The organism is Rhizobium sp. SG_E_25_P2 (assembly GCF_029892285.1).
GTDB lineage: Bacteria > Pseudomonadota > Alphaproteobacteria > Rhizobiales > Rhizobiaceae > Rhizobium_E.
This window is the reverse complement of sequence record NZ_JARXVM010000010.1, coordinates 148,412-169,313: the sequence shown is the minus strand read 5'-3', so window position 1 is coordinate 169,313 and position 20,902 is coordinate 148,412. Positions and strand designations below refer to the sequence as shown.

Annotated in this window: 28 protein-coding genes and 1 tRNA gene; 19 read left to right on the top strand and 10 right to left on the bottom strand. The window is 61.7% G+C overall.

Going from position 1 to position 20,902, the window contains the following annotated elements:
* Position 1 precedes the first annotated feature (1 nt).
* Positions 2-655, bottom strand: coding sequence for a thiamine phosphate synthase (locus M2360_RS15530; RefSeq protein WP_280776167.1), 654 nt, complete (start codon positions 653-655; stop codon positions 2-4).
* A gap of 90 nt (positions 656-745) precedes the next feature.
* Between M2360_RS15530 and M2360_RS15525 the strand changes: the two genes are divergently transcribed.
* Complete coding sequence (locus tag M2360_RS15525) at positions 746-1,534, top strand: sulfite exporter TauE/SafE family protein (RefSeq protein WP_280776166.1); 789 nt, start codon at positions 746-748, stop codon at positions 1,532-1,534.
* A 76-nt stretch (positions 1,535-1,610) separates the two neighbouring features.
* A complete protein-coding gene (locus M2360_RS15520) occupies positions 1,611-1,871 on the top strand; it encodes a metalloregulator ArsR/SmtB family transcription factor (RefSeq protein ID WP_137157211.1) in 261 nt (86 codons plus the stop codon).
* 129 nt (positions 1,872-2,000) lie between these two features.
* Here the strand turns inward: M2360_RS15520 and M2360_RS15515 are convergent, their stop codons facing one another.
* Positions 2,001-2,177: a DUF465 domain-containing protein gene (locus M2360_RS15515; RefSeq protein ID WP_280776165.1), complete on the bottom strand. Its 177-nt coding sequence runs from the start codon at positions 2,175-2,177 to the stop codon at positions 2,001-2,003.
* A gap of 222 nt (positions 2,178-2,399) precedes the next feature.
* On the opposite strand from M2360_RS15515, the gene M2360_RS15510 reads away from it, so the two are divergent.
* From M2360_RS15510 to M2360_RS15470, 9 genes are all read left to right on the top strand, one after another.
* A complete protein-coding gene (locus M2360_RS15510; RefSeq protein WP_182828100.1) occupies positions 2,400-2,603 on the top strand; it encodes a DUF465 domain-containing protein in 204 nt (67 codons plus the stop codon).
* A 13-nt stretch (positions 2,604-2,616) separates the two neighbouring features.
* The gene (gene purE, locus M2360_RS15505; RefSeq protein WP_280776164.1) at positions 2,617-3,111 is read left to right on the top strand and encodes a 5-(carboxyamino)imidazole ribonucleotide mutase; all 495 of its coding nucleotides are present in this window, start codon (positions 2,617-2,619) and stop codon (positions 3,109-3,111) included.
* Position 3,112: 1 nt separating this feature from the next.
* Positions 3,113-4,180: a 5-(carboxyamino)imidazole ribonucleotide synthase gene (locus tag M2360_RS15500; RefSeq protein WP_280776163.1), complete on the top strand. Its 1,068-nt coding sequence runs from the start codon at positions 3,113-3,115 to the stop codon at positions 4,178-4,180.
* Positions 4,177-4,671, top strand: a complete 495-nt coding sequence (locus tag M2360_RS15495; protein ID WP_280776162.1) for a hypothetical protein — start codon at positions 4,177-4,179, stop codon at positions 4,669-4,671. Before M2360_RS15500 ends, M2360_RS15495 begins: the two co-directional genes overlap by 4 nt.
* A 72-nt stretch (positions 4,672-4,743) precedes the next feature.
* On the top strand, positions 4,744-5,541 hold the full coding sequence (locus tag M2360_RS15490; RefSeq protein ID WP_280776161.1) for a transporter substrate-binding domain-containing protein: 798 nt from the start codon (positions 4,744-4,746) through the stop codon (positions 5,539-5,541).
* Between the two features lie 10 nt (positions 5,542-5,551).
* Positions 5,552-6,373 carry an amino acid ABC transporter permease gene (locus M2360_RS15485; protein ID WP_280776160.1) on the top strand — a complete coding sequence of 274 codons (822 nt, stop codon included), beginning with the start codon at positions 5,552-5,554 and terminating at the stop codon, positions 6,371-6,373.
* 101 nt (positions 6,374-6,474) lie between these two features.
* Positions 6,475-7,107 carry a nutrient deprivation-induced protein gene (locus M2360_RS15480; protein WP_280776159.1) on the top strand — a complete coding sequence of 211 codons (633 nt, stop codon included), beginning with the start codon at positions 6,475-6,477 and terminating at the stop codon, positions 7,105-7,107.
* Positions 7,094-7,507 carry a phage holin family protein gene (locus M2360_RS15475; protein ID WP_280776158.1) on the top strand — a complete coding sequence of 138 codons (414 nt, stop codon included), beginning with the start codon at positions 7,094-7,096 and terminating at the stop codon, positions 7,505-7,507. The genes M2360_RS15480 and M2360_RS15475 overlap by 14 nt, the downstream gene beginning before the upstream one ends.
* Positions 7,507-8,493: a DUF3618 domain-containing protein gene (locus tag M2360_RS15470; RefSeq protein WP_280776157.1), complete on the top strand. Its 987-nt coding sequence runs from the start codon at positions 7,507-7,509 to the stop codon at positions 8,491-8,493. The genes M2360_RS15475 and M2360_RS15470 overlap by 1 nt, the downstream gene beginning before the upstream one ends.
* Before the next feature lie 315 nt (positions 8,494-8,808).
* On the opposite strand, the gene M2360_RS15465 is transcribed toward M2360_RS15470, so the two are convergent.
* Positions 8,809-9,828: a YihY/virulence factor BrkB family protein gene (locus M2360_RS15465; protein ID WP_280776156.1), complete on the bottom strand. Its 1,020-nt coding sequence runs from the start codon at positions 9,826-9,828 to the stop codon at positions 8,809-8,811.
* Between the two features lie 241 nt (positions 9,829-10,069).
* Between M2360_RS15465 and M2360_RS15460 the strand changes: the two genes are divergently transcribed.
* The 5 genes from M2360_RS15460 to M2360_RS15440 all read left to right on the top strand — a co-directional run bounded on the left by M2360_RS15460 (position 10,070) and on the right by M2360_RS15440 (position 11,892).
* Positions 10,070-10,312 carry a DUF982 domain-containing protein gene (locus tag M2360_RS15460; RefSeq protein ID WP_280776155.1) on the top strand — a complete coding sequence of 81 codons (243 nt, stop codon included), beginning with the start codon at positions 10,070-10,072 and terminating at the stop codon, positions 10,310-10,312.
* A 90-nt stretch (positions 10,313-10,402) separates the two neighbouring features.
* A complete protein-coding gene (locus M2360_RS15455; RefSeq protein ID WP_280776154.1) occupies positions 10,403-11,062 on the top strand; it encodes an HAD family hydrolase in 660 nt (219 codons plus the stop codon).
* 59 nt (positions 11,063-11,121) lie between these two features.
* A tRNA-Arg gene (locus tag M2360_RS15450) sits at positions 11,122-11,198 on the top strand.
* A gap of 66 nt (positions 11,199-11,264) precedes the next feature.
* Positions 11,265-11,588 (top strand): putative quinol monooxygenase, encoded by a 324-nt coding sequence (locus M2360_RS15445; protein WP_280776153.1) that lies wholly within the window; start codon positions 11,265-11,267, stop codon positions 11,586-11,588.
* 73 nt (positions 11,589-11,661) lie between these two features.
* The gene (locus M2360_RS15440) at positions 11,662-11,892 is read left to right on the top strand and encodes a hypothetical protein (RefSeq protein ID WP_280776152.1); all 231 of its coding nucleotides are present in this window, start codon (positions 11,662-11,664) and stop codon (positions 11,890-11,892) included.
* 5 nt (positions 11,893-11,897) lie between these two features.
* Here M2360_RS15440 and M2360_RS15435 read toward each other — a convergent pair whose 3' ends face one another.
* The gene (locus M2360_RS15435; RefSeq protein ID WP_280776151.1) at positions 11,898-12,131 is read right to left on the bottom strand and encodes a porin; all 234 of its coding nucleotides are present in this window, start codon (positions 12,129-12,131) and stop codon (positions 11,898-11,900) included.
* A 104-nt stretch (positions 12,132-12,235) separates the two neighbouring features.
* Between M2360_RS15435 and M2360_RS15430 the strand changes: the two genes are divergently transcribed.
* Positions 12,236-12,382: a hypothetical protein gene (locus tag M2360_RS15430; protein ID WP_280776150.1), complete on the top strand. Its 147-nt coding sequence runs from the start codon at positions 12,236-12,238 to the stop codon at positions 12,380-12,382.
* A gap of 15 nt (positions 12,383-12,397) precedes the next feature.
* Here M2360_RS15430 and M2360_RS15425 read toward each other — a convergent pair whose 3' ends face one another.
* The 6 genes from M2360_RS15425 to M2360_RS15400 all read right to left on the bottom strand — a co-directional run bounded on the left by M2360_RS15425 (position 12,398) and on the right by M2360_RS15400 (position 18,183).
* Positions 12,398-12,979 carry a DUF2585 domain-containing protein gene (locus tag M2360_RS15425; protein ID WP_280776149.1) on the bottom strand — a complete coding sequence of 194 codons (582 nt, stop codon included), beginning with the start codon at positions 12,977-12,979 and terminating at the stop codon, positions 12,398-12,400.
* Complete coding sequence (locus M2360_RS15420) at positions 12,972-13,634, bottom strand: septation protein A (RefSeq protein ID WP_280776148.1); 663 nt, start codon at positions 13,632-13,634, stop codon at positions 12,972-12,974. The genes M2360_RS15425 and M2360_RS15420 overlap by 8 nt, the downstream gene beginning before the upstream one ends.
* A 32-nt stretch (positions 13,635-13,666) precedes the next feature.
* The gene (gene ftsY, locus M2360_RS15415; protein ID WP_280776147.1) at positions 13,667-14,923 is read right to left on the bottom strand and encodes a signal recognition particle-docking protein FtsY; all 1,257 of its coding nucleotides are present in this window, start codon (positions 14,921-14,923) and stop codon (positions 13,667-13,669) included.
* Between the two features lie 20 nt (positions 14,924-14,943).
* Entirely contained in the window at positions 14,944-16,218 is a 1,275-nt protein-coding gene (mtaB, locus tag M2360_RS15410) for a tRNA (N(6)-L-threonylcarbamoyladenosine(37)-C(2))-methylthiotransferase MtaB (RefSeq protein WP_280776146.1), read from the bottom strand.
* On the bottom strand, positions 16,215-17,102 hold the full coding sequence (gene dapF / locus M2360_RS15405; protein ID WP_280776145.1) for a diaminopimelate epimerase: 888 nt from the start codon (positions 17,100-17,102) through the stop codon (positions 16,215-16,217). The genes mtaB and dapF overlap by 4 nt, the downstream gene beginning before the upstream one ends.
* 70 nt (positions 17,103-17,172) lie before the next feature.
* A complete protein-coding gene (locus M2360_RS15400; protein WP_280776144.1) occupies positions 17,173-18,183 on the bottom strand; it encodes an MBL fold metallo-hydrolase in 1,011 nt (336 codons plus the stop codon).
* A 136-nt stretch (positions 18,184-18,319) separates the two neighbouring features.
* On the opposite strand from M2360_RS15400, the gene M2360_RS15395 reads away from it, so the two are divergent.
* Together M2360_RS15395 and ffh are read left to right on the top strand one after the other, a co-directional pair.
* The gene (locus M2360_RS15395; RefSeq protein WP_280776143.1) at positions 18,320-19,120 is read left to right on the top strand and encodes a sulfotransferase family 2 domain-containing protein; all 801 of its coding nucleotides are present in this window, start codon (positions 18,320-18,322) and stop codon (positions 19,118-19,120) included.
* A 230-nt stretch (positions 19,121-19,350) separates the two neighbouring features.
* The gene (gene ffh / locus M2360_RS15390) at positions 19,351-20,895 is read left to right on the top strand and encodes a signal recognition particle protein (protein ID WP_280776142.1); all 1,545 of its coding nucleotides are present in this window, start codon (positions 19,351-19,353) and stop codon (positions 20,893-20,895) included.
* The last annotated feature ends 7 nt before the right edge of the window (positions 20,896-20,902 follow it).

The window sequence follows — 20,902 nt, the reverse complement described above, 5'->3', positions numbered from 1 at the left end:
TTCAACCCTGTAAGCGTGGCGCTTTTTCGTCAAGAAGCGCATTGACTTCTTGCACGATCTGCGCGGCCCGGCCAGGCTCACCGAACACGGCGAGCCTGAGGGCTGCGAATTCCGCTCCGCTATCGGCGATCATCAGCACCGAGGCGGGATCGGTTCCGCCCATGACGATGCAGGGGATCTCGACCATGGAGGACCACCATTCCCCGAGCGCGACGTTCTTGGGATGCGCTTCCGGCTTGATGTCGCCGGTCGCCTTGCCGAAGAAGATGTAATCCGGCTGCGCCTCCCCGACTTCGAGCGCCTTGTGGCGATCCTGGGCATTGCCGCCGCCGACGATCATCTTGGGCGCGTGCTTCTCGACAGCCTCGGCGAGGGCCTCCGGGTTGGCCTCGATATGCAGGCCATCCGCCCGGACGCGGCCAGCAACCCGGCTGTCGCCGGCGATCAGCGCTGCGGCGCCAGCCTCCTGCACGACAGGAACCAGGGCCTCGGCAAGCTTCTGGAAAGCGCTGTCGTCGAGGCCATATTGCGGGATGATCACGGAGGCGACGTCGCCGCCCTTGAGCGCGTCGGCCATGACGCGGGCCGCCTCCTGCGGGTCGGCGATTTCGGGGGCGATCAAGACGAGGCGGCAGCGGTTTTCGACGGTCGACATGGACTTCCTGTTCTCGTTCTGCTCTTTTGCGGCGCGACGCGGCCGTGAGCCTCAGCATCTGCCATAACCCCGCGAAAGAAAACGATCAACATGCCCATGGATGCGAGCTTCTATTTCGTCGCCATTCCCGCCGTTCTCCTGGTGGGACTGAGCAAGGGCGGCCTGGGCGACGCGCTCGGCCTTCTGGGCGTGCCGATCCTCTCCATGGCCGTGCCGCCAGCGCAGGCCGCCGCCATCCTCTTGCCGATCCTGATCGTGATGGACATCGCCTCGCTGTGGATGTGGCGCAAGCACAATGCCCCCGGCCTCGTGAAGATTATGCTGCCAGGCGCGCTGCTGGGAATAGCCATCGGCTGGGCGACCTGGGCGATTGTGCCCTCCTACGTCATGCGGCTGATCATCGGCGTGATCGCGGTCACTTTCGCAGCGCGTTTCTTCCTCAACCGCTATGGTCCGCGCCGGCATGAGGAGACGCCGCCGCGACCACATGACTGGCGCCGCGCCGGATTCTGGGGAACGCTCTCGGGCTATGGCAGTTTCGTGGCCCATGCCGGCGGCGCGCCTTTCCAGGTCTATGGACTGCCGCTCAAGCTACCGCCGCGCGACTATACAGGCGCCGCAGTGCGCTTCTTCGCCATCGTCAACCTCATCAAGCTCGCGCCCTATCAGGCGCTGGGCCAGCTGGATTTCACCAATCTCGCCATCTCGGCCAGCCTGTTTCCACTCGCGCCGCTGGCGACGCTTGCTGGCGGGGCCATCGTGCGACGCATGCGCGTCGAGGTCTTCTACCCCTTCATGTACGCCATGCTGGTGATCGCCGGGCTGAAACTTTGCTACGATGGCGGCGCAGCGGTGTTGTCCGCTCTCGCTAGTCTTTGAATGCAATGCAGAAATTTTAGATGCAACGCACAAAAAAGACTTGTGAGACCTGAAACTCTGGCTTAGCTTTTCGCCAATGAGCGCAGATCCATTCGCAGCAATTTCAGATTCCAATCGCCGCTTCCTTCTCGAGGAACTGCGGAGAGCTCCGCGCACGGTCAATGAACTGGCAGCGCTTCTGCCGGTCAGTCGGCCGGCGGTGTCACAACATCTCAAGGCCTTGCTGGATTGCCACATGGTGACGGTCGAGAGCCAGGGAACGAAACGGATTTACGCGATCAACCCGCAGGGCTTCCAGAAAATCGGATTCTGGCTGGATCAGTTCTGGTCCACATGACCTTCTGGCGACGAGAGCGCAGGCGCGCCCCGTGCTGGAATGGGCCGCCTTGCGCGGCTCCCGAATTGACGCGATACGGATTTGCGGAAACGGGAAGGCGACCCTTCAAAGTGTGGGGGGATGGTCGAATCAATGGCGCGTGTTTTTACGCAGCCGTTCGATCTCGTCTTTGATTTTCAGCTTTTCTCTTTTGATCTTGCTGATGGTCGTATCGCCTGTGGCGGGATGCAGCATTGCGGAATGTAGTTCGGCTTCAAGGGCTCCATGCTTTTTTTCGAGCGTCTGAATATGAGCTTCTATTGTCATGGGCAGTTTCCTTTTGGTTCGGCCCACACCCGGCCATCCTCCGCCGGATGTTTCAGGCTGCAACACAAGGAGTCTGCCACGTAATCCCCTGTTTGTCGAAGCCCATTTCATCGGAAAGGAAAACTTCCCGTTACCGGATGATTCGTGTTAGGAGCGAAATCTGCCAAGTGGCGGGAATGCTAGCGCTTGCCGCTGAAGATAAGAGAATGGGGACGTGACCGAATGGCCGATCAGGAGCAGGCTGAGCTTAGATTGAATGCGGCGAGACTGCGGCAGGAGCACGAGGACTACGACGTGGCCATCAATGCGATGATCGCGACCGGCTGCGACGCGCTCCGGATCCAGCGCATGAAAAAGAAAAAGCTGGTGATCAAGGACAAGCTGAGCCAGGTCGAAGACCAGATCATTCCCGACATCATCGCCTGACGAAAGCCTGTTCATGACGCTCTCCAAGCCGCCCGTCGCCATCATCATGGGAAGCCAGTCCGACTGGGAGACCATGAAAAATGCAGCTGACACGCTCGATGCGCTCGAAATTCCCTATGAAGCGCGCATCATTTCCGCCCATCGCACGCCGGACCGACTGGTGAATTTCGCCAAGACCGCCCGCGACGAAGGCTTCAAGATCATCATAGCCGGCGCCGGCGGAGCGGCCCATCTGCCTGGCATGGCCGCCGCCATGACGCCCCTGCCGGTGTTTGGCGTGCCCGTGCAATCCAAGGCGTTGTCCGGACAGGACAGCTTGCTGTCGATCGTGCAGATGCCGGCCGGCATTCCCGTGGGAACACTGGCGATCGGCCGCGCCGGCGCGGTCAACGCCGCCCTGCTCGCCGCCGCCGTTCTCGCTCTGCATGACGACGAACTGGCCGATCGGCTCGACACCTGGCGCGAGGAACAGACCGCCTCGGTGGCGGAACATCCAGTGGATCTCTGACATGAACGCAAAGACGATCGGCATCATCGGCGGCGGCCAGCTCGGCCGCATGCTCGCCATGGCCGCGAGCCGGCTGAACTTCCGCACCCTCATTCTGGAACCTGCGCCCGATTGCCCAGCCGCCCAGCTCGCCAATGGCCAGATCGTCGCCGCCTATGACGACGAGGCGGCGCTGACTGAGCTTGCCGCGCGCTGCGACGTCGTCACCTACGAATTCGAGAATGTGCCGGTCGGAGCCGCCCGGCGGCTGGCCGAAAGCGTCGCGGTCTATCCGCCGGCCTTCGCGCTGGAAGTCGCCCAGGACCGTCTGACGGAAAAGCGCTATCTCAACTCCGTCGGCATCCCCACAGCCGATTTCCGCGCCGTCGACAGCCAGGCCGATCTCGAAGCCGCCTTGGCGGAATTCGGCGGCAAGGGCGTGCTCAAGACGCGCCGGATGGGCTATGATGGCAAGGGGCAGATCCTGTTCCGCGAGGGCGACAGCCCTGAGGGCGCGTTCGACACGCTTGGCGGGGCGGCGCTGATCCTCGAAAGTTTCATCGCCTTCGAACGCGAGATCTCGGTGATCGCCGCGCGCGATGCTGAAGGCGTCGTCGTTTGCTTCGACCCGGCCGAAAATGTCCATCGCAACGGCATTCTGCACACATCCACTTTGCCCGCCGCCATTGACGACCATGTCGCAGCCCAGGCCCGCGACGCCGCCGAACGGCTGCTTGCTGGGCTCGACTATGTCGGCGTGATCGGCATCGAATTCTTCGTCGGCCAGGGCGGCGCGCTGATCGCCAACGAAATCGCGCCGCGCGTGCACAATTCCGGACACTGGACAGAAGCCGCCTGCGTGATCTCGCAATTCGAGCAGCATATCCGCGCCGTCGCCGGCCTGCCGCTCGGCGATCCCGCCCGTCACAGCGACTGCGTGATGCAGAACCTGATCGGTGACGACATTCATAGCGTGGAAGAATGGGCGCGCCAAAAGGACGTCTATATCCATCTCTATGGCAAGACCGAGCCGCGGCCGGGCCGCAAGATGGGCCACATCACCCGTCTCACCGGTCCCGCGTCGCGATGACCGAACCGCTGCCGCTGTCGCGTGAACCCGTTTACGCGCAGCGGCGTTTCCGGTCCGCTGGCGTCTTTGCTCAGGGCGACAAGCGCTTCAAGCTGATGCTGATCAGCGCCGAGGTCGCCAACGCGCCCTACGCGGCGCGTCCCGACATTGTTGAAGCTGCAAAAGCCTATTGCGAAACGCTGCTGTCCGACATGGACGCAACCCCGCATTTCGACGTCGGCTCCGTCATCCTGCATGATGGCGAGGCCTCGGCCAACAACTGGCTTCTGTTCGACTGGTGGATCGAGGGCGGCATCGGCTGCCGGATCATGTCGCGCTCGATGAAATCCAGGCCTCTCGAATTCACCCGCGTGGAGGGTCCCTTCGCGGCCTGCGTCTGGGAGGCTGTCGTTATCGAGCATGAGCGCAAGGCCTGGAAGCGGCAGGCGCTTTCCGGACCTCGCAGCCTCGACGCCTATCTCGACGACTTTCTTGCCGATGGGCTCCACTGACGGCCTCGCGCCTTCTTGCCAAGAATGGCGTTTTTGTGACAGGGTTCGCAGCCACAAAATTCGGAGTTTCCCATGACGCTGCGTCGCAGTTTCCTAATCGGTCTTGCCGCCCTTATCGCCGCCCCGTTCGCCGCGCAGGCGGCTGAACTGCCTGATCTCGGCGGCCGCAAGGTGATCGTAGTCACTGAAAACGCCTATCCGCCGCTGCAATTCGTCGATCCCAAGACCGGCAAGCAGATCGGCTGGGAATATGACGCCATGGACGACATCGCCAAGCGTCTGAACTTCAAGGTCGAATATCAGAACACCTCCTGGGACGCGATGATCCAGGCCGTGTCGGACGGTCAGTACAATATCGGCATGACCGGCATCACCATCAAGGAAGACCGCAAGGCGAAGGTCGACTTCTCCGAACCCTATATGCGGTCGCAACAATTGATGCTGGTGCGAGGTGATGAGACCCGCTTCACCGACGCCAAGAGCTTCAAGGCGATGGAAAGCGGCCTGGTCGGCGCGCAACCCGGCACCAGCCCGTTCTACACCGCCGTTTACGAAGTTCTCGACGGCAATGAACAGAACCCGCGCATCAAGCTGTTTGAAACCTTCGGCGCCACCGTTCAGGCCCTGAAAGCCGGCGACGTCGATCTCGTGCTCACCGACAGCACCGCAGGCAAGGGCTATGTCGACGCCTCCAACGGCGCCCTGAAGATCGTCGGCGAGCCGCTCGGCACCGAGGATTTCGGCTTCATCTTCCCCAAAGGCTCCGATCTCGTCGCCCCGGTCAACGCCGCGATCGCCGCGATGAAGGCAGACGGCACGATGGACGCGCTCAACAAGAAGTGGTTCCTCGACTACAAGATGGGCCAGTAAGTCATCCCCGATGGCGACAGCCCCCACGAATGAACAGGCGGGCGCGACCGATTTCCCATGGTGGTTGGTCGCGCTCGCCGTTATTGGCCTCGGCATTGGCGGCGTCATCGTCGCCAACGACCTTTACACCCAGGTCTTCACCACCATCGCCAAGGGGCTGGGGGTCACGATCTTCGTGACGCTGGCCGGCTTTACGCTGGCCACGCTGCTCGGGCTCGGAATGGCGCTTCTCGGCCTGTCCGATTCCAAGGCGCTCCGGCAGATCTCCCGCTTTTACATCGAGCTCATCCGCGGCGTGCCGGTGCTGGTGCTGTTGTTCTACATCGCCTTTGTTGGCGCGCCCGGCTTCGTCGCCGCCTGGAACTGGCTGACCGCTCCGCTTGCGACAGCAGGCCTGATCGAGCCGATGATGGTCAGGGACGTGTCCTTGATGTGGCGGGCCATCTTCGCCCTGATGATCGCCTATTCCGCCTTCATCGCCGAAATCTTCCGCGCCGGAATCCAGTCGGTGGACAAGGGCCAAGTCGAGGCGGCCAAGGCGCTCGGCCTGTCGCGCAGCCAGCGCTTCCGGCTGGTGATCTTTCCGCAGGCGCTGAAAGTGATCTTTCCGCCGCTTTCCAATGACTTTGTCGCGATGGTCAAGGATTCCTCCCTCGTCTCCGTGCTCGGCGTCGCCGACATCACGCAGATGGGCAAGGTCTACGCCTCCGGCTCCTTTCGCTTCTTCGAAACCTATTCGATCGTCGCCTATATCTACCTCGTTCTGACCATCGGCTTGTCGCTCGGCCTGAGGCGGATCGAAAAGGGCCTTCGCGAGCGAAACGCAAGTTGAACAACGCGGGTTAGATCCCGGCAGGAACTTACAGCCTCTTCCGCAAGTTACAGTCCAGAGCCCGTCAATCAGGACGAGCCGACTGTATCCGGGAGAGATCCATGAGCGAGAACAACTTGACCCGCGACCCCGCGTCGCGGCAGCAAACCGGCCAGGGCTCCCTGGTCGGCGAGCAGGCAAAACCGTCCGACGCCGCGTCGGCCCCCAGCTTGGGCGACATCAAGCGCCAAGCGACGGAAGATCTGGGCGCGGTTCGCGAAGCAGCAGCCGCCAAGGTCGAAGAGGCGAGCGACAAGGCCGCCGAAATGGCGAACGAGCAGAAGACATTCCTGGCCCAGCAATTGTCGAACTTGGGCGAGGCGCTCGAGCGCACCGGCCGCGACATGCAGAGCGGCGACGGCGCCGCCATGGGCCGTTATGCCGGCGACATGGGATCCAGCATTCGCAGCTTCGCCTCCGATATCGATGGCCGCGACATGGGCGAGATCGCTGCGATGGCCGAAGATTACGGTCGCCGCCAGCCGCTTGCCTTCCTTGGCCTTGCCGCAGTCGCAGGCCTTGCCGCCAGCCGCTTCGTGACCGCCTCCGCCCGCCGGCGAGACCGGGAAACGCAAGCCAACCAGTCGATGAAACCGACCCCGGGCCTCGACCGCCGCGACAATTCCGCCACGCTCGCCGACACCACCCTCGCCAGCACGCCATTCTCAGGAGATCGCGCCAATGTCCAATACTGATAATCGACCGCTGACCGAACTGGTGTCTGGCCTTGTCAGCGATATTTCCAGCCTGTTCAGGAAAGAAATAGCGCTCGCAAAGGCCGAAACCTCGGAAAAGATCTCCCACGCCATGGGCGGGGTTGAAATGCTGGCGATCGGCGCCGTTTTCGCCATCGGCGCCGTTGGCGTGTTGCTATCGGCGTTGGTGACCGGCCTGGGCGCCTTTTTCATGGCGCAAGGCATGACAGAGCCGAACGCCAATTCTCTGGCCGCCGTAATCGTCGGCGTTGTTGTGGCCGTGGTGGCCTGGCGCCTGATGGCGAGCGGCCTCAACACGTTGCGCGGTTCGGAACTGTCGCTTGACCGGACCACATCGTCGCTTCAGCGCGACGCCAATATCGTGAAGGAGAGACTCTAATGGCTCTGACAGACCGCAATCCCGCCGAGATCGAACGTGAAATCGACGGCGACCGCCGTCGCATCGAAGAAAAACTCGACGCCATCCAGGAGCGCCTGTCGCCGGGCCAGATGGTCGACGAGTTGCTCGGCTATGTGAAGACAAGCGGCGGCGCCGATTTCGTCAACAATCTCGGCCGCTCCGTCAAGAACAACCCCATGCCGGTGGCGTTGATGGGGGTCAGCCTGGCCTGGATGATGGCGAACCAAGCCATGCCGACCTCTTCTGAACGGACCATGACGCGAAACCATGACGACAGCGTCGATGAAGCGTTTTATCCATTGGCGCCCATCACGGGTTCGCTGCGCCGGGTAGGTCCGCCGTCCATCGAAGACGATTCGAGCTACAGCCATTTCACCGACGACGCCGGCAAGCGCTTCCGCGCCCTGACCGACGCGACCGGGCGCCGCGCCGGTCATTTCATCGATGAATCAGGCGAGACCTATCGCGGCTTCGCCGACGCCGCCGGCAAACAGGTCTCGGATATCCGCGACGAGGCCGACCGTTTGCTGGATGAGGCCTCCGGCTGGACTGCGGCGGCCTGGCGCCAGACCCAGCGACGCATGGCCGATATGGGATCCTCGATCAAAAGCGGCTCGGACGCCGCCTATCAGAGCCTGCACGACCAGACGGCGCGCATGGGCGACATGCTGACGCGGCAGTTTCGCGATCAGCCACTGGTGGGAGGCGCGCTGGCTTTCGCCCTCGGCGCGGCGATCGGCACAGCCCTGCCGCATACGCGCATCGAGGACGAAACGGTGGGAGATGTCGGCGACAAGGCGCGCGATACGCTGTCGCGCAAAACCTCCGACGCCATGGACGAGGGCGAACGCATCGCCGCCGAAACCTATCAAAAGGCTGCCCAGGTCGCTTCCAATGTCCAGGATGCGGCCCGAGACAGCGTTCGCGACAGCTTCAGTTCCAGCGAACGTCAGAACTCCCATTGATCGCGCCATTCCCGGCACGTTCTCACTTAGACCCGGCGTACGCGCCGGGTTTTTTCGCGCTTCCGAACCCATTAAAAAAGCGGCCTTGGCAAGGCCGCTTTCAGATGAAACGATAGATTTCCGGGGTTGCAGCCCGCAGCGGGCGCGCGCGGTCGCCTCAGCGCAAACCGAGAAACGACAGAATTGCGAGCACGATAACGACGGCGCCGACGAGCCAGATCAGGTTGTTCATGATGGTTTGCCTCCTGTTGATCACACGTGATGAACACGCGACAATGCTTTAGGTTCCCAATTGCAGCCCCGCATCCCGTTGAATCAGCGGATTCCCGCCTCGAGATTTTCCGCCTTGCGACCGACCGTGTCGGCGACGAATGCGCCGCGATCGCCCATGGGCTTCGGCGCGCCAGTGGTGGAATCGCGCAAGGTCTGATGTTCGAGTTCGGCATTGATTTCGGCGCCAAGGATCAGGATCATCACCGAGATCCATACCCAGATCATCACGCCGATCAGCGTGCCGAGAGCGCCATAGGTCGCGTTGTAATCGGCGAAATGCGAGAGGTAGTAGGAGAAGCCGAGCGTGGCGATCGTCCACAGAATGGCCGAGACCGCAGCCCCCCAGGTGATCCATCGCAATTTCGCGGGCTCCCGGCTCGGGCCGAAACGATAGACCAGCATGATCATGCCGCACATCACGATCAGCGCCAACGGCCAGCGTAGAATCCTCGCAAGCAGTTCCAGCCAGCCGTCGAGCCGCAGAAAGGCGAGCACGACGGGGATGATTCCGACCGAGACGATCAACAGCGTCGCCAGAAGCGTGGCGACCAGCGTGAACGCCAGCGCGACGGCGTTGAGTTTGAGGATGCTGCGGCTTTCGGCCTCGCCATAGGCGACGTTCATCGCGTCAAACAGCGCTTTGACGCCGCTCGACGAGCTCCAGCGCGCCAGCGCGAAACTCGATGCGAACGCGAAACTCAGCGTCGAATTCTTCTGGGAGGACAGGCCCTGGAGTTGGTCGGTGATCAGCGCCATGGCGCCCGGCGGCAAAAAGTCAGAGAGGAAGCCCACCTGCGAAGCGATGGCGACTGGATCGGAAAAGAACCCGTAAATCGTCGCGAGAAGCGCCATGGACGGAAAAAAGGCGAGAAGCATGAAAAAAGTCACACCCGCCGCGATCAGAGAGATGCGGTCTTCGAAAATCGCGTAGAACACCCGCCAGACGACATCCTTCAGGCCGAGCGGAGGGATGTCATGCGGCGCTGCAGCGTCGCGTCCGCGTTCGGCTTCGTCCACCGGCCCCTGTGTTTCCGTCAACATGGCGGCTTTTGTATCGGTCATTTCTCATCCCTCCGCGGCGTCTGATCATCCTCTCCGGACAATTGCAGTCCATCGCGAATGTTCCCCGCCCCGGCCGTGGTTTCGCTCGGCAAGCAAAGAATTGGCCCGGTCGACAGGCGCTCAAAACCAGCGGACCGACATCAGCGCATCATGGAATCAGCGCATGAAATTCCCGTCGGCAAGCGGAACGAACAACCCGCTATCGGCATTTTGTGTCGCAGCAGCGTGGAGAGCGGGGTTAATGATCAATTGGTCGAATAGCGTGGAAATCGTGTTCAATCCCGCCCGGGAAATCCGGGTGATCTCCAATTTGCATGACGCCGCCCAATGCCTTTTGCACAGATGGCCGTCAAAGACCGGCAAGGCGTATTCCAAGGCGCGCACGGCATGCCTGAATGCGCTCGAAGGGCATATTCCCGCCTATTACGCCCGCGAAGCCTTCATAGCCGCCGCGACCGAGGCGAATATCCTGCGCAGCGCCTGAAGAGAACCGGATCACTCGGCGCCGGACTTGACAATTGTCGCTCCGGCGTTAGGCGAGACGAATGATTTTCTCCCACCGTCCGGAACCGTCATGCCCCATCGCGAAAAGACCTATGCCGCTCTGCTGTTCGACATGGACGGCACGCTTCTGAGTTCGATCGCCGCGGCCGAACGCGTCTGGTCGACCTGGGCGCAGCGGCGTGGCATCGACGTGGACGCCTTTCTGCCCACCATTCATGGCGTCCGCGCCGCCGACACGATTCGCAGGCAAGGGCTCACCGACATAGATCTTGAGGCCGAAGTCGCCTGGGTCGAGAGAGCCGAGATCGAGGATGTCGACGGCGTCGTGGCGATCGACGGCGTCGTTGATTTTCTCAACGCCCTTCCCGAAGACCGCTGGGCGATCGTCACTTCGGCCACCGTCGAACTCGCGACCGCGAGACTGGATGCGGCGGGTATCAAGCGGCCGAAAATCTGGGTGACGGCCGAGGATGTCACGCGCGGCAAGCCCGCCCCCGATTGCTTTCTGCTCGGGGCCGAGCGCCTCGGCGTCGACATCAAGGATTGCCTGATCTTCGAAGATGCGCCCGCAGGCATTCAAGCCGCAAAGGCTTCGGGCGCCGATCTGCTGGTGGTGACGGCGACGCATGCGCATCCGCAAGGCAATGGCCCCGCCATACCCCATTATCGCGACCTCTCGATTTCGGTGGAGGAAAACGGCAACGTGCGGATTTCTTGTTCCGCGTCCTGATAGATTCCACAAAAGATTTTCTTGGCGAAGCCCTCCTCTTTTTGTATGGAAGGTTCAGTGGTTCCGTAGCTCAGCAGGATAGAGCATCAGATTCCTAATCTGAGGGTCACGCGTTCGAATCGCGTCGGAATCACCATTTTCGCTAACATTGTGCTCGCACCCTTGGCTCCATGCACTGCTTATCGACGGAGACACTTGTTTTATGACCGACTCGCGTGTCATCCGCATGGCGGAGATCGAGATCGATCCGCGCGCTCTCGACGATTACAAGCGCTTGCTGGCCGAGGAAATCGATCTGTCGCTCGAACGGGAGCCTGGCGTCTTGCAGCTTGAGGCGGCAAGCCTGCGCGATGCGCCGCATCTGTTCCGATTGCTTGAGGTGTACGCCAGCCCGGAGGCCTATCAGGCCCATCTGAAAACCGAGCATTTTCTCGCTTACAAGGCTGCGACCGCCGCTATGGTCGTCTCTCTCAGACTGATCGAGGCGGACGCGCTCCGCATCGGAAACTCAAGCCGCAAAAGTTAACCAATCCCTAATAAACGGATTGACTCTTAACCTCTGCGAGTCTTCTAATTGAAGGCAACCAGGGAGCGCCATGATGGCCAACCAAGACGACGCCTATGAACAAGTGTCCCACAATATCGCCGAGAGCGATCGGCTCGCGTCTCGGCTATCGGCCACGATCGCCCATCTGAAGGCGCATGGCCAGGCTGTGGACACCGCCGAGCAGCAGCAGAAGCGGCATGTCGCCATGGCCGAAGCCTATCGCGCGCACAAAAAGATGCTGGAAGAGCGTATTCTGGCTCGACGCAGAAGTGAAACCGTCTGATCGGCTCAGTTGTTTGTAGGCTTCTGGTCAGCGCCAACACCCAGGTCATAGCGGATGCGTCCGCCGACGCGAATGCAGGTCTTGCCGCCGTCAACCGCGATATAGCCATCGCCATAGGTGGAACAAGGATTGTCCTGTGGCGCTGATGACGCGGAGGGATCGGCAGTCACGGCGTCTTCAGCGCGCGAAATGCCGCCGAATGCAACGATGATGGCGATTGCGACGACTAATCTCTTCATGACGCGCCTATCCTGTTGCGACCGCTCCCAATCTATCTGGGACGGGCTCCGAAGTCAGCAAGGACCAACCGGGAACATTTGCCACGATGCGGCATTTGTCCCTCATGACCAAGATCGAACCTCCCCAAAAGACCGAACGACGCGCCTCGCGGCGCATGATCGCCTTCGTCGTGACGCTGGCGATCTTCGCGGCCATGCTGGCCATACTTTATATCATGGTCGTTCATCCTGGCGCGCCGGCGCCCGGATAACGCGGCGGCGAATGCTCAGACGCCGCCCTGCCAGACCTTGATCGCCTCGATCGGATAGATCAGCATGATCACATTGAGGGTGAGATTGTCGCGGATGATGATGGCCGTGGCGATTTCCGCCGCAATGGCAAGGGCAATCGTGACCCGCACAGGTAGTTTCCAGGCGGCGAGAAAGCCCAGCGTCATCCACACCGTGTCCATTCCGGAATTGAGAATGGAATCACCCATGTAATCATAGGCCATGGTCGCAGAGCGATACCGCTCAATGATCAGGGGCGAGTTTTCCAGGAGTTCCCATCCCGCTTCGATCAAACCGGCAAGACCCAGCCTGATCGAGATCGGTGCGCGACGCAGGATGAGAAAGCCCAGGCCGTAGAACAGGAAGCCATGGATGATATGGCTCGGGGTGTACCAGTCCGAAATCTGCTGAGAATTGCCGGAGGAGTGAACCTCGCTTTCCCACAATTTCACCACCCCGCATTCGCACAGCCAGACCCGCCCCATCAGCCGCTCGATAACGACCTGGACGAGGATGATCAGCGCGATGAGAGCAAGACCGGGAAAAAGGTGACGTCGTGTGCTGCCGGACTCAGTCATCTTTCGCTTCCACCTGATGTTTCATGATCAGCGGCATCTGGCTGAGCGTGAACAGGAAAGTGATTGGCATGGTGCCCCAGACCTTGAATGTCACCCAGAAGTCATCGGCCGCCTTGGCGTCGGGCAGAAAATGAGCGTCGGCGCCGCGCCAGACGACCTCATTGAGCACCGCCAGAAACAGGAAAAAGAAGCCCCAGCGCCAGGTGAGCTTGGTCCAGCCTTCGTCATCAAGCTGGAAAGCGGAATTGAAGACGTAACCCAGCAGCGACCGGCCGAACAACAGGCCGCCCAGCAGCACCACGCCAAACAGCGTGTTGATGATAGTCGGCTTCATCTTGATGAATGTCTCGTTCTGCAGCCAGATCGATAGGCCGCCAAAGGCCAGCACCACCACGCCAGAGACCAGCGGCATGATCGGCAGCTTGCCCATGACAATCTTGGAGACGACCAGCGAGAGCACCGTCGCCGCCATGAACAGGCCGGTGGCGATGAAGATCGGCCCGCCCAGGCTCGCGAGCGGCGGATAGGCTTTCGCCAGCCGCTCGCCATAGGAATTGGCGAAGAAGAACACCAGGAGCGGCCCGAGCTCGAGTGCGAGCTTGATCACCGGATTTTCTTTGTGCGCGGCGGTCTTGCCATGGGTTTCGGCGGTCATGCGCCCGTCTCCTGTTGCGGCTGAACGCCTGCTTATTGTTTCTGCGTCTGCAGGCCGGCAATGGCCTCGGCGAAGTCTTCGGCGTCAAACGGTTCGAGATCGTCGACGCCTTCACCGACGCCGATGAAGTAAACCGGCAGTTTATGCTTGGCGGCGATGGCGACCAAAATGCCGCCGCGCGCCGTGCCGTCGAGCTTGGTCATGATCAGGCCTGAGACGCCCGCGACATTGCGGAAGATCTCAACCTGGTTGAGGGCGTTCTGACCGGTGGTGGCGTCGAGCGTCTGCAGCACGGTGTGCGGCGCGTCCGGATCGAGCTTGCCGAGCACGCGGACGATCTTTTCGAGTTCCGCCATCAGCTCGGTCTTGTTCTGCAGCCGGCCGGCGGTGTCGATGATCAGCACATCCTGGCCGGAGGCCCTGGCCTTTTCATAGGCGTCATAGGCGAGACCGGCCGCATCGGCGCCGAGCTTGGTCGAGACGATTTCGCAGCCGGTGCGGCTCGCCCAGATATGCAGCTGCTCGATGGCCGCAGCGCGGAACGTGTCGCCAGCGGCCAGCATGACTTTCAAACCGGCGCGGCTGAGTTTGGCGGCAAGCTTGCCGATCGTGGTGGTCTTGCCGGTGCCGTTAACGCCGACGACCAGGATCACATGCGGCTTGTGGCTGAGGTCGAGTTCCAGCGGTTTCGCCACCGGCTTCAGGACCTTGACGATTTCACCGGCCATGATGCGCGACACATCCTCGCCCGACACATCCTTGCCATAGCGTTCTGATGACAACGTATCGGTGATGCGCAGCGCGGTTTCGACGCCGAGATCGGCGCGGATCAACAGGTCTTCCAGCTCTTCGAGCGTGTCTTCGTCCAGCTTGCGCTTGGTGAACAGCGCCGAAATCTGCGCGCCCAACTGGGCAGATGTGCGGGCGAGGCCCTGACGCAGACGCTCGATCCAGCTGAGCTTCTTGGCCGGCTCGGGCGCGTCAACCTCAGGATCGTCCGCGCCTACGACAGCGAACCCTTCCGGCAAGATGGGCTGGCTTGGCGCCAGCTCTTCCGAGATTTGGTCGGCTGGCTCGCCCGGCTCGATATACGGTTCGAGTTCGGGCGTTGCGTCCATAATGACCGCAGATTCGACCGGCTCGACAATGGTTTCTTCCACGGGCGTCGGTTCTGACGCAGGGGCGGCTTCGGCGACTGGGGTCTCAACCTCAAACTCAGCCGGCTTGGCCTTGTCCTCGGCCCCGTCCTTGCCGAAGCTGAACATCTTCTTGATGAAACCGAGCGCCATGGCTGATCCGGCTCGCCTTTTCAGGCGGCCGCCTCCTGAATTCTGTCTGCGACGAGATGCTTGCCGTTATGGCCCGTGACCGTGACCGTGGCAAGGCTGCGGGGCGACAGGCTCAAGCCGTCGCACAGCGTGAAATTTTCGGTATGCGCGAGACCGGTATTCTCGACGAGAATGGTCTGGCGGCTGCCGACCATGCCATCGAGATGAGCCTGATGCAGCCGCTCGCCGGCCTCGCGAAGACGCGCTGCCCGTTCCTTGACCAGCCGGCGATCGAGCGCCGGCATGCGGGCGGCGGGCGTTCCCTCGCGCGGCGAATAGGGAAACACGTGCAATTTGGCGATGCCGCACTCTTCCGCAAGACGCATGGAATTCGCAAACATCTCCTCGGTCTCGGTCGGGAAGCCGGCGATGATATCGGCGCCGAAGCTCATCTCGGGTCGCAGATCACGGGCGCGGGTCACGAAAGCGATCGCATCTTCGCGGCTGTGACGCCGCTTCATGCGCTTGAGAATGAGATTGTCGCCATGCTGCAGCGACAGATGCAGATGCGGCATGAAGCGCGGCTCTTCGGCGATCAGATCCCAGAGATGCTCGTCGGCCTCAACGCTGTCGATCGAGGACAGCCGCAGGCGCAGGATCTCGGGCACGTTTCTTAGGATCGATTTCGCCAGTTGTCCGAGCGTCGGCGCGCCGGGCAAGTCTGCGCCATAGCTCGTGGCGTCGACGCCGGTCAGCACGATCTCGCGATAGCCGTTCTCGGCCAGTCGTCTCGCCTGCTCCACCACCGCGCCCATCGGCACCGAGCGCGAATTGCCGCGACCATAGGGAATGATGCAGAAGGTGCAGCGATGGTCGCAGCCGTTCTGCACCTGGATGAAGGCCCTGACATGGCCGTCGATCACATCCACCATTTGCGGCGCGGTGGCGCGCACGCTCATGATATCGTTGACCTGCAATTTCTCTGACGCCGAAACGCCGAAATCGGGCAGACGGGCAAAGCTGTCCGCCTTCAGCTTTTCCTCATTGCCGAGCACGGCGTCGACCTCGGGCATGGCGGCGAATGTCGCGCCTTCGGTCTGCGCGCCGCAACCGGTGACGATGATGCGGGCTTGAGGATTGTCGCGGCGGGCGCGGCGGATCGCCTGACGGGCCTGACGCACGGCCTCGCCCGTCACCGCGCAGGTGTTGAAGATCAGCGCATTGTCGAGACCGGCCTTGGAAGCCTCGGCCTTGATGACTTCCGACTCATAGGTGTTCAGGCGACAGCCGAAAGTGATGACGTCGACGCCGGTCACTGGGCTGCAGCCTCCTGATCGCGCGAAAAAGCGCCGGTGGCGGGGTCGAGCATGCCAGACCATTCCCATTCGGCGGGACCGGTCATGACGACGTGATCGTTGGCGCGCCAGTCGATCGACAGCACACCGCCGCTCGGCATGGTTACATCGACCTGTCGATCGGTGCGGCCCGTGCGGGCGCCGGATACAGCCGCAGCGCAGGCGGCGGAACCGCAGGCCAGCGTCAGGCCGGCGCCGCGCTCCCAGGTGCGCAGATCCAGACAATGGCGTGAGGTCACGCGGGCGATGGAAATATTGGCGCGTTCCGGAAACATCGGATGATGCTCAAGCAGCGGACCGAATCTTGCGAGATCATAGTCCCAGACGTCACGGTCCACCCAGAACACAGAATGCGGGTTGCCCATGGAGGCGACCGACGGCGAATGCAGCACCGGCGCATCGATCGGCCCAATCTGCAATTCGATCCGACTCGTGTCATGAAATTCTTCTGACAGCGGGATCTTGTTCCAGTCGAATTCCGGCTTGCCCATATCGACGGACAGGAGCCCATCCTCGCGCTCCTCGCCGGTCAGCACGCCGGCGCGGGTGTGGAAGGTGAAGCTCTTCAGCCCGGTTTCGGCGGCCAGCGCCTGCACGACGCAGCGCATGCCGTTGCCGCAGGCCTGCGCTTCGGTGCCATCGCAATTGATGATGCTGACCCAGGCGAATGTGCCCTCGGCCTTGGGATCATGGATCGCCATGATCTGGTCGAAGGAGGTGGCGGGATCGGTCGCGAGCGCGATGGCCGCTTCGGGCGTGACGCGATCCTTGCGGCCGCGCATGTCCGCCACCAGGATCTTGTTTCCCAGTCCGTTCATCTTGGCGAAAGGCGCATCTATGGTCATGGCGAAAGCCGCATCCTCAACAATTTGGCTCTATATGGCGGAAGCGCGGCCAAAAGGCCAGACTTTTCGCCTATTTCAGGGGAATGTCGACGCTTTCGCCGGGTCGCAAAGGCCGGAAACGCTCCCGTTCGACGCCGGCGGCGTCGAGCGCTTCCGATAGCGCCTCGAGCGGCGCCTCCACCGCTTCATTGGTCAACTGGAACGTGCCCCAGTGATGGCCGACGGCGTATTGAGCGCGTGCGAGACGCATGCCGTCGACCGCTTCGGCTGGATTCTGATGCTGGCCCTTCATGAACCAGCGCGGCTCATAGGCGCCGATCGGCAGAATCGCGAGACGAAAGCCGCCATGCTTATCGGCTGCGGCGCGATAATTAATCCCGTCGTGGAAGCCTGTGTCGCCGATATGGTAGATCGAACCTGATGGCGTGGAAATGACAAAGGCCGCCCAGAGCGCCATGCGCCGGTCGCGCGTTCCCCGCGCCGACCAGTGGTGACAGGGTTCGGTGTGGATAGTGAACGGTCCGAAATCGGTTTCGTCACCCCAATCCGTCGTTATAATTCGGGCGTTCGGGATTGCCTTGCGGATGATGACGTCATTCCCGAGCGGCGTAATGATTTGAGGATGATGCGCAGCCACGATCGCCTTGAGACTGGCGATATCCAGATGGTCGTAGTGATTGTGCGTCACCAGCGCCAGATCGATCTTCGGCAGGTCATCCAGACGAACGCCCGGCGGATTATGCCGCTTCGGTCCTGCAAACGAGAGTGGACTCGCCCGGGTCGAAAAGACCGGGTCGGTGAGAATGTTCAGTCCATGGGCCTGGATCAGCAGGCTGGCGTGCCCGATCATCGTCACCCTGAGATCCCCGCCTTCGACGCGCGCGGCGGGTTTGGCTCCGGCTGAGGGACTGGGATAGGCGTCGGGCCAGCGGGCGCGCTTCTCCCACCATTGCCATCGCAGCAGGGCTGCAAGGCCAAGCGGTTCGACGCCATGGGGATTGAAGAACCTGACGCCGTCGAAATGATCGCTTCGCGGCCCATCGTAATAAGGGTTCTTCTCACGCCGTCCGTCACTCGTCATGGGCTCGCCTCGCTTTGCAGGTTCTAAAGAGATAGAGGCTCGCCCCCGTCTTGCAAGGCATGGTCTTCCGCAACGATGCCGCTCGATCTCGCCTGCGACCCCGTTTGACCTTTGCGCGCGGCATCACTAAACGAGCATGACCGGCCACGACGACGAGGAAGCCATGATCGAGTACGAGAAGTTCATCTATCTGGACATGTACAAGACCGGCAGCAGCTATGTTGTGGCCTTGCTGAACCGCCTGGTTGCCGGAAAGCCGGTGCGCGCCTTCCGTCATGCGCCGCTGACCAAGGGCAGGCCCTTCTTCTGGAAACAGGGGAAATACGCCTTCGCCACCGTCCGCAATCCCTGGGACTGGTATGTGTCGATGTGGTCCTACTCTATCGAACAGCCCAATGTGGTCTTTTTCCGCGACGTACGGAAATCTCTCGGCGAAGACGGCGTCAACAGGCTGTTTGACCGGTCCAATCCGAAGGAATCCTTCCGGCTATGGCTGCGTTCGGTCAATGATCCCAGCTTCTTCAAAACGATCGAGACGGAAAACCCCTATGCGCATTCGTCGGTCAATCCGTTTCTCGGCTTCTACTCCTACCGCTTCCTGCGCGTGACCACGCCGCATCCGGCGCTTGCGCTGAACCGCGCCTATTTGTGGAACATGGATCGGGCCATCGCCCATCAGAAGCGCTGGGCGATCTATGACCATGTGTTCAAGAGCGAAACGCTGACGCAGGATTTTTCGACTTTCGTGCTCGAAAACATCGACCGTTGCGGTTTCAAGAAAAACGCCGAAGCGATCCTCCGGAAACACGCGCCGCAGCCAAAGAACACGTCGACGCGCACGCTCACCACCTATCGCGACTATTATGACGACGAATTGCGCGACCTTGTGGCCAGACGCGACCGCTTGATGATCGACCTGTTCGGCTACGAATTCTGATCAATCGCCGCAAGGCTTGACTTTTTCGGCGCGCTGATGTTTAAACCGCCGCATCTCACAGGTCTTTGCTGATCTGAGCAGCCGACCGGAACATCGTCCAACGATCGATTTCGGAGGTCAACACCCGACAGCGCGATGCGCCCTCGGGTGCTTTTTTGCTTGATCTCTTGTCAGAGAGCCTGGGGATGCCGATGTTCCGGACAACAGAGTTCGGACAAAAGGATGGTTGGATGTTTGAGAGCCTTCAGGAACGCCTAGGCGGCATATTGAACGGACTGACAGGGCGCGGCGCTTTGTCAGAGACCGACGTCAATGCTGCGCTCCGTGAAGTGCGCCGCGCGCTTCTGGAAGCCGATGTGGCGCTGGACGTCGTCCGCTCCTTCGTGGACCGCGTGCGCGAAAAGGCGGTCGGCGCCACGGTGCTCAAGGCGATCAAACCCGGCCAGATGGTCGTTAAGATCGTCCATGACGAACTCGTGGAAATGCTGGGCACGGAAAGCTCATCGGTCGATCTCAATGCGGCGGCGCCCGTCGTCATCATGATGGTCGGCCTGCAGGGCTCGGGCAAGACCACCACCACCGGCAAGATTGCGCTGCGCCTGACCAATCGCGAGCGCAAGAAGGTCCTGATGGCCTCGCTCGACACGCGCCGGCCGGCCGCGCAGGAGCAGTTGCGCCAATTGGGCGTCCAGACCGGCGTCGATACGCTGCCCGTGATCGCCGGCCAGTCGCCCGTCGACATCGCCGCGCGCGCCGTCCAGGCCGCCAAGCTCGGCGGTCATGACGTCGTCATCCTCGACACCGCCGGCCGCACCCATATCGACGAACCGCTGATGGTCGAGATGGCCGAGATCAAGCGGAAGTCGAACCCGCATGAAATCCTGCTGGTCGCCGATGCGCTGACCGGTCAGGACGCCGTCAATCTCGCCCGCAATTTCGATGAACGCGTCGGCATCACCGGCCTTGTTCTGACCCGTATGGATGGCGACGGGCGCGGCGGCGCAGCGCTGTCGATGCGCGCCGTCACCGGCAAGCCGGTCAAGCTGATCGGCTCGGGCGAAAAGATGACGGAACTGGATGAATTTCATCCCCGCCGCATCGCCGACCGCATTCTCGGCATGGGCGACATCGTCTCGCTCGTCGAGCGCGCCGCCGAAACCATCGACGCCGAAAAGGCGGCGGCCATGGCCGCCAAGATGGCCAAGGGCAAATTCGATCTCAACGATCTCGCCGAACAGCTCAAGCAGATGCAGAAAATGGGCGGCATGGGCGGCATCATGAGCATGATGCCGGGCATGGGCGGCATGAAGGACAAGCTGGCGGTGGCGGGCTTCGACGACAAGTCGATCAAGCGCCAGATCGCCATCATCTCCTCGATGACCAAGGCCGAACGCGCCAATCCCGACATTCTCAAGCATTCGCGCAAGAAGCGCATCGCCGCTGGCTCCGGCACCGACGCCGCCGAAATCAACAAGTTGCTCAAGATGCATCGCGGCATGGCCGACATGATGAAGGCGATGGGCGGCGGCAAGGGCGGCGGCATGATGAAACAGATGATGGGCGGACTGGCCAACAAGATGGGTCTTGGCGGCATGGGGGGAATGGGCGGCATGCCCGACCTCTCCAAGCTCGATCCCAAGCAACTGGAAGCGCTGGCCAAGCAGGCGGAAGCAGCAGGCCTCAAGCCCGGCGGCGTACCGGGTCTCGGCGGACCTAAGCTTCCCGGTCTGGGCGGCGGTTTCCCCGGCCTTCCAGGCCTGCCGAAGAAAAAGTGAGGTTTGA

What these genes read in the sequence shown, in the direction of transcription:
- M2360_RS15470 (WP_280776157.1), top strand. Translation starts at nt 7,507, where the DNA reads ATGGCTCTGACAGACCGCAATCCCGCCGAGATCGAACGTGAAATCGAC.
- M2360_RS15500 (WP_280776163.1), top strand. Translation starts at nt 3,113, where the DNA reads ATGAACGCAAAGACGATCGGCATCATCGGCGGCGGCCAGCTCGGCCGC.
- M2360_RS15490 (WP_280776161.1), top strand. Translation starts at nt 4,744, where the DNA reads ATGACGCTGCGTCGCAGTTTCCTAATCGGTCTTGCCGCCCTTATCGCC.
- M2360_RS15475 (WP_280776158.1), top strand. Translation starts at nt 7,094, where the DNA reads ATGTCCAATACTGATAATCGACCGCTGACCGAACTGGTGTCTGGCCTT.
- M2360_RS15525 (WP_280776166.1), top strand. Translation starts at nt 746, where the DNA reads ATGCCCATGGATGCGAGCTTCTATTTCGTCGCCATTCCCGCCGTTCTC.
- M2360_RS15425 (WP_280776149.1), bottom strand. Translation starts at nt 12,979, where the DNA reads ATGACTGAGTCCGGCAGCACACGACGTCACCTTTTTCCCGGTCTTGCT.
- M2360_RS15400 (WP_280776144.1), bottom strand. Translation starts at nt 18,183, where the DNA reads ATGACGAGTGACGGACGGCGTGAGAAGAACCCTTATTACGATGGGCCG.
- M2360_RS15465 (WP_280776156.1), bottom strand. Translation starts at nt 9,828, where the DNA reads ATGACCGATACAAAAGCCGCCATGTTGACGGAAACACAGGGGCCGGTG.
- ffh (WP_280776142.1), top strand. Translation starts at nt 19,351, where the DNA reads ATGTTTGAGAGCCTTCAGGAACGCCTAGGCGGCATATTGAACGGACTG.
- purE (WP_280776164.1), top strand. Translation starts at nt 2,617, where the DNA reads ATGACGCTCTCCAAGCCGCCCGTCGCCATCATCATGGGAAGCCAGTCC.
- M2360_RS15515 (WP_280776165.1), bottom strand. Translation starts at nt 2,177, where the DNA reads ATGACAATAGAAGCTCATATTCAGACGCTCGAAAAAAAGCATGGAGCC.
- M2360_RS15435 (WP_280776151.1), bottom strand. Translation starts at nt 12,131, where the DNA reads ATGAAGAGATTAGTCGTCGCAATCGCCATCATCGTTGCATTCGGCGGC.
- M2360_RS15480 (WP_280776159.1), top strand. Translation starts at nt 6,475, where the DNA reads ATGAGCGAGAACAACTTGACCCGCGACCCCGCGTCGCGGCAGCAAACC.
- M2360_RS15460 (WP_280776155.1), top strand. Translation starts at nt 10,070, where the DNA reads ATGATCAATTGGTCGAATAGCGTGGAAATCGTGTTCAATCCCGCCCGG.
- ftsY (WP_280776147.1), bottom strand. Translation starts at nt 14,923, where the DNA reads ATGGCGCTCGGTTTCATCAAGAAGATGTTCAGCTTCGGCAAGGACGGG.
- M2360_RS15440 (WP_280776152.1), top strand. Translation starts at nt 11,662, where the DNA reads ATGGCCAACCAAGACGACGCCTATGAACAAGTGTCCCACAATATCGCC.
- dapF (WP_280776145.1), bottom strand. Translation starts at nt 17,102, where the DNA reads ATGACCATAGATGCGCCTTTCGCCAAGATGAACGGACTGGGAAACAAG.
- M2360_RS15455 (WP_280776154.1), top strand. Translation starts at nt 10,403, where the DNA reads ATGCCCCATCGCGAAAAGACCTATGCCGCTCTGCTGTTCGACATGGAC.
- M2360_RS15445 (WP_280776153.1), top strand. Translation starts at nt 11,265, where the DNA reads ATGACCGACTCGCGTGTCATCCGCATGGCGGAGATCGAGATCGATCCG.
- M2360_RS15520 (WP_137157211.1), top strand. Translation starts at nt 1,611, where the DNA reads ATGAGCGCAGATCCATTCGCAGCAATTTCAGATTCCAATCGCCGCTTC.
- M2360_RS15420 (WP_280776148.1), bottom strand. Translation starts at nt 13,634, where the DNA reads ATGACCGCCGAAACCCATGGCAAGACCGCCGCGCACAAAGAAAATCCG.
- M2360_RS15495 (WP_280776162.1), top strand. Translation starts at nt 4,177, where the DNA reads ATGACCGAACCGCTGCCGCTGTCGCGTGAACCCGTTTACGCGCAGCGG.
- M2360_RS15395 (WP_280776143.1), top strand. Translation starts at nt 18,320, where the DNA reads ATGACCGGCCACGACGACGAGGAAGCCATGATCGAGTACGAGAAGTTC.
- M2360_RS15530 (WP_280776167.1), bottom strand. Translation starts at nt 655, where the DNA reads ATGTCGACCGTCGAAAACCGCTGCCGCCTCGTCTTGATCGCCCCCGAA.
- M2360_RS15485 (WP_280776160.1), top strand. Translation starts at nt 5,552, where the DNA reads ATGGCGACAGCCCCCACGAATGAACAGGCGGGCGCGACCGATTTCCCA.
- M2360_RS15510 (WP_182828100.1), top strand. Translation starts at nt 2,400, where the DNA reads ATGGCCGATCAGGAGCAGGCTGAGCTTAGATTGAATGCGGCGAGACTG.
- M2360_RS15430 (WP_280776150.1), top strand. Translation starts at nt 12,236, where the DNA reads ATGACCAAGATCGAACCTCCCCAAAAGACCGAACGACGCGCCTCGCGG.